The sequence below is a fragment of the Limnochordia bacterium genome (assembly GCA_023230925.1).
GTDB lineage: Bacteria > Bacillota > Limnochordia > DUMW01 > DUMW01 > JALNWK01.
Map to the genome: position 1 here is coordinate 1 of JALNWK010000098.1, position 4,022 is coordinate 4,022.

General features: G+C 47.3%; 5 protein-coding genes. All 5 read left to right on the forward strand.

The annotated features are described in order from the left end of the window. The first annotated feature begins 137 nt into the window (after window positions 1-137). The 5 genes from M0Q40_12530 (at window position 138) to M0Q40_12550 (ending at window position 3,916) form a co-directional block, all read left to right on the forward strand. Window positions 138-1,994, forward strand: a complete 1,857-nt coding sequence (locus M0Q40_12530) for an extracellular solute-binding protein (protein MCK9223413.1) — start codon at window positions 138-140, stop codon at window positions 1,992-1,994. Window positions 1,995-2,150: 156 nt separating this feature from the next. Further along, window positions 2,151-2,411, forward strand: coding sequence for a hypothetical protein (locus M0Q40_12535; protein MCK9223414.1), 261 nt, complete (start codon window positions 2,151-2,153; stop codon window positions 2,409-2,411). 222 nt (window positions 2,412-2,633) lie between these two features. Continuing rightward, the gene (locus M0Q40_12540) at window positions 2,634-2,792 is read left to right on the forward strand and encodes a hypothetical protein (protein MCK9223415.1); all 159 of its coding nucleotides are present in this window, start codon (window positions 2,634-2,636) and stop codon (window positions 2,790-2,792) included. Window positions 2,793-3,030: 238 nt separating this feature from the next. Next, a complete protein-coding gene (locus M0Q40_12545; GenBank protein ID MCK9223416.1) occupies window positions 3,031-3,624 on the forward strand; it encodes a hypothetical protein in 594 nt (197 codons plus the stop codon). Between the two features lie 52 nt (window positions 3,625-3,676). Beyond that, window positions 3,677-3,916 (forward strand): hypothetical protein, encoded by a 240-nt coding sequence (locus M0Q40_12550; protein ID MCK9223417.1) that lies wholly within the window; start codon window positions 3,677-3,679, stop codon window positions 3,914-3,916. The last annotated feature ends 106 nt before the right edge of the window (window positions 3,917-4,022 follow it).

Here is a 4,022-nt window from a genome sequence, read left to right on the forward strand (position 1 = left end):
GCTGATCATATTCTTCTGCTATGCGAAAATGCCGTATTCATGGGATCGTCTTGGGGTAAACACATTTTTGCCCCAAGAGCAAATCCCGTTACAATGCCTACTTCCAAACATCGCAAATAGCTCTGCCAGGATACGTGATGGCGGAGCGGGAACGGATTAAACTTGAAGTAGTAATGACCGCTGGGCGTGATCCTAATGAAAACGTGGTACAAGACTATGAGGGTATTAGTTGGACCCAGGTGCTCACTAGGGAGTTCCAGAAGGAGTATCCCTATGTCGATGTTATCTTCAGAAAGGGAGATACTGAACAGGTGATTGTGTCCCTGATTGGTGGAATCGGTCCGGATATCGTCAATGCGCACGGTCACAAGTTTATTAACCTTGGTCGAGAAGGTATGTTTGTTGATCTCGCACCGTTACTCAAACGGGATGGTGTTTATGATGAGGTCAGAGAGAGTTTCTGGCCACCGCAGTTTGAGACATTCATGCACAAGGGTGAACTGTTCGCTCTTCCACAGTATTTGGGGACGGTTGGTATTTTCTATAACGCGGATATGTTTGGCTACATGGGAGTAGTTGATCCGGAACCCCGTGCCGATTTGAACACCATGGACTGGGAAGCGTTTGAGGCGATTGGTCGCAAAGTAACGCAGGACCTAAACGGTGATGGAGTACCGGATATCTGGGGGTTAACCAGAGGGATGACAAGCACCGACCGTAACCATTATTGGTTAAAAGCAGGGGGTGCTGAGTTCTTTGAAAATGAAGAGAAGACCGTAAGTAGTTTAAATAGTAGAGGTGCGATAGATGCTTTAGAGTATATACAGCGTCTGCGCTGGGAATCGCAAGTAATTGCACCACCCGGTGCCCCCACAGATTGGTTAAGTGGCCAATGTGCCATGTGGGAAGGCGGTTCTTGGGCCTTGGTGCGCTTCTTGGGGTTGAAGAGCGATGGGTCACCAAAGGTTCCGTTCGAATGGAATGTGTTCCCAATGCCCATTGGCCCTTCCGGGGAGCGCTATACTCTGGCAACGAATGACGGGTATGCTATCAACAAGAATACTAAGCACCCTGAAGAAGCATACGCTCTATTGAAGTTCCTAGCTGGCCCAGTGGCCAATGAGATCAAGGCGAAGTATCTGGCTCTGCAACCAGCCCACCGTGACATAGCGCCCGAATACCTAGATATCATGCGAGAGTTGAACACAGAAGCATACGATATCAATGCTTTTGTATTTACCGATGCGGGTCCCTATGCTCTGCCTGAGGTAATCTACGCCGATCACATGAATGGTGAGGCGATTACAAAGGATGCATATGTCAGGATCTTCGATCAGAATCAACCGGCTGGTCCGACCTGGTCGGAGGCCATCGAACGTCTGAACTCGGTCATGGCTTCCGCGCCAAGCGGACCAGTTAAGCGGTCTATTGTCTGGCAAGGTGAGGATTGGACGAGCCAAGACTTCGGTACACTACTTCCCGGTGATGCGATAGTCCAGGAAGACGGCAGTATCATAGTCCAAGCCGCTGGAGCAGACATTTGGGGCTATCAGGATGGTTTAGGGTTTGTGTATCAGGAGATCCAGGGCGACTTTGAAGCCGTTGTATGTCTTCATTCTGCGCCAGATACCCACGGATGGTCCAAATCAGGTATTATGCTCAAAACCGCAGCCACAGGAGAGGCTCCAAATATCGCGATTTTGGGGACCCGTGATAGCGGCTTAGTCATGCAGAAACGGCCAGCATTGGCTGAGAAAACAGTGCAAGTAAAGAAAACCGCATGGAAGAATGGCGAGCCCATCTACCTAAAATTGATTCGTAAAGGAAACAAGGTTACAGGACAGACATCGACGGATGGGGAAACATGGACTACGTTGGCCACTGAGGACATTCAATTACCTGAGAGTGTCTTTGCTGGTCTTGCCTCAACATCCCATGCTGCAAGCACATTGGGGGATGCACTCTTCAGCCAATGGAATGTAGTGTTGTACTAGAGTAGGAACCACTAAGCGAGGACGGTTACGCCGCCCTCGCTTCCGGTTTAAAGTGTCTAGTGCGGACATATGATGATGCCATTGTTCTCTGGTATATAGTCCGATGATAGACCTTGACTTTGTTGCGATGCTCAGGGTCTTTGGATCTGGGAAGGCTTGCTCGACATTGGCAAGAAGCTAACGAAACGCAACGCAGATGGGGCCCTTGATGATGATAGTATTATGCATCCCACTGGTCGGGGAGCCGGATGGATACATGCATCTGGTGGAAAGATCTTTGATTTGCCAGATAATCTAACCCATTTCATGTTAGACCAACCCTATTTTGATCACTTCGACCAAGCAATGAGATCGAAGGGTGTTCACATAGTAAGCTATGCCGATGATATCCTGATCTTTGCCCGGTCTCCACCCTAAGCGGAGAAGTATAAAAAGATAGCCTTTGGGATACTGGAAGATGAGCTCAAACTAGTCGTCAACCGGGAGAAAACGCCGATAACAAGCGTTTACAACGGAGTCCCATATCTAGGATTTGTCATTTGCAGTAAGTGTGTAGGCATCAATCCCAGAAAGGTTGAAACCTCCAAAGATACTACCCGCAAACTGACACCCAGAAACCATGGTATGAATATTGCAGCCATGGTTAGAAGATTAGACCCCGTCCTAAGGGGATGGATCAGCTACTTCCGTGCGGCAAACTGCGTAGTGGGGGATCCTATGGGTTGGATACGCAGGTGGCTTAGGATGAAACAAATGAGGGAGTGGAAGAGTGGAAAGCCCTCCAAAAGAACTGCGTAGGCGGGGTACAAAGGGGAGTTCAAGAAACTGTCTATGCGGAAATGGAGAAACTCTGCAAGTCCCTTGTTTTCAATGGCATTGTCAAACTGTTGGTTTGATGAAATCGGTCTAGTAAACCTCGCAGGATACGAGGTTGGCATCTTGCATCGTTATTATCCAACGACTGAAGCTTGCTAGGAGCCGTGTACGGGTCTCACCCCCATATTGATCATATCTAACCATCCTGAATACAAAGACAGTGGAACAGCTATTTATGGTACAAATTCCCCATAGCACTTCAACCTACCGGAACTTCATGAGTCTGATTAAAAGAAGGAGTATTCCCTATAAGTACCTACAAGCGGGGGATAGTTTCCAATTAGGTGCCCACATGCAGGTGAGTATCCTCCATCCTGCACTAGAACCCAATCCAGAAGTCTGGGCCAGGAATTTGACCGTTGGGGAACAGAATAGCTATTCCATGGTGCTAAGGATTGAGTATGGAAATAGTGTTTTTTTGTTTTGCGGGGACATATATCAAAATGCTGAACAAGAGATCGTAGAACGATATGGGTCAGAACTGCTCAGGGCAAACTTTATGCCTGCAACTAGCTCTTCTTTGGAATTCATCCAGGCCGTAGATCCGGATGTAGTTGTAGTAAGCCATCATGTTTTTTCGCCTCTTTCGGTATATAGAAGATACCGAGAGAATGGTACTTTGGTTTTTCATACCGCCATCGATGGACATATTCTGCTAACAAGCGATGGAAGTACCGTTAATGTTATAACAGAGCGCGAAGAGCGGATCGGTATGGCCAGTCCTTTTCTGTCCGATTGGAACATTTTTCGATAAATCTCAAATGGAGGGTATTACCGATGGGTAATATACAGCGAGGTGCTTACTTTTGTATGGGGACTTTTCTGTCTATCTGTTTGACTTAGATGGTGTACTATGGACGGGAAGCAAAGCGATACCCATGGCCGCAGAAGTAATTCAAGAGCTGCGCTGTCGAGGCAAGCATATTCGGTTTGTTTGGAATACCAGCGGGGCTGACGTAGAGCGATTGCTAAGGAGGTTTGCACGAATGGGTATTGAAGCTTATAGACATGAGCTTTTTCTAGCTTCGTTTGGTTCATCTCCGTAAGTGTTGACCTTTTTCTTGTTTCCCACTGCATCTTTGCTTGATCTTCAGCTGAAAGTATTCTAAATCGTGAAAGCCATATGATTCTCGTTTTATAACCTTGATCTTA

Coding starts and splice junctions, on each gene's coding strand:
- M0Q40_12540 (MCK9223415.1), top strand. CDS start 2,634: ATGGTTAGAAGATTAGACCCCGTCCTAAGGGGATGGATCAGCTACTTC.
- M0Q40_12530 (MCK9223413.1), top strand. CDS start 138: ATGGCGGAGCGGGAACGGATTAAACTTGAAGTAGTAATGACCGCTGGG.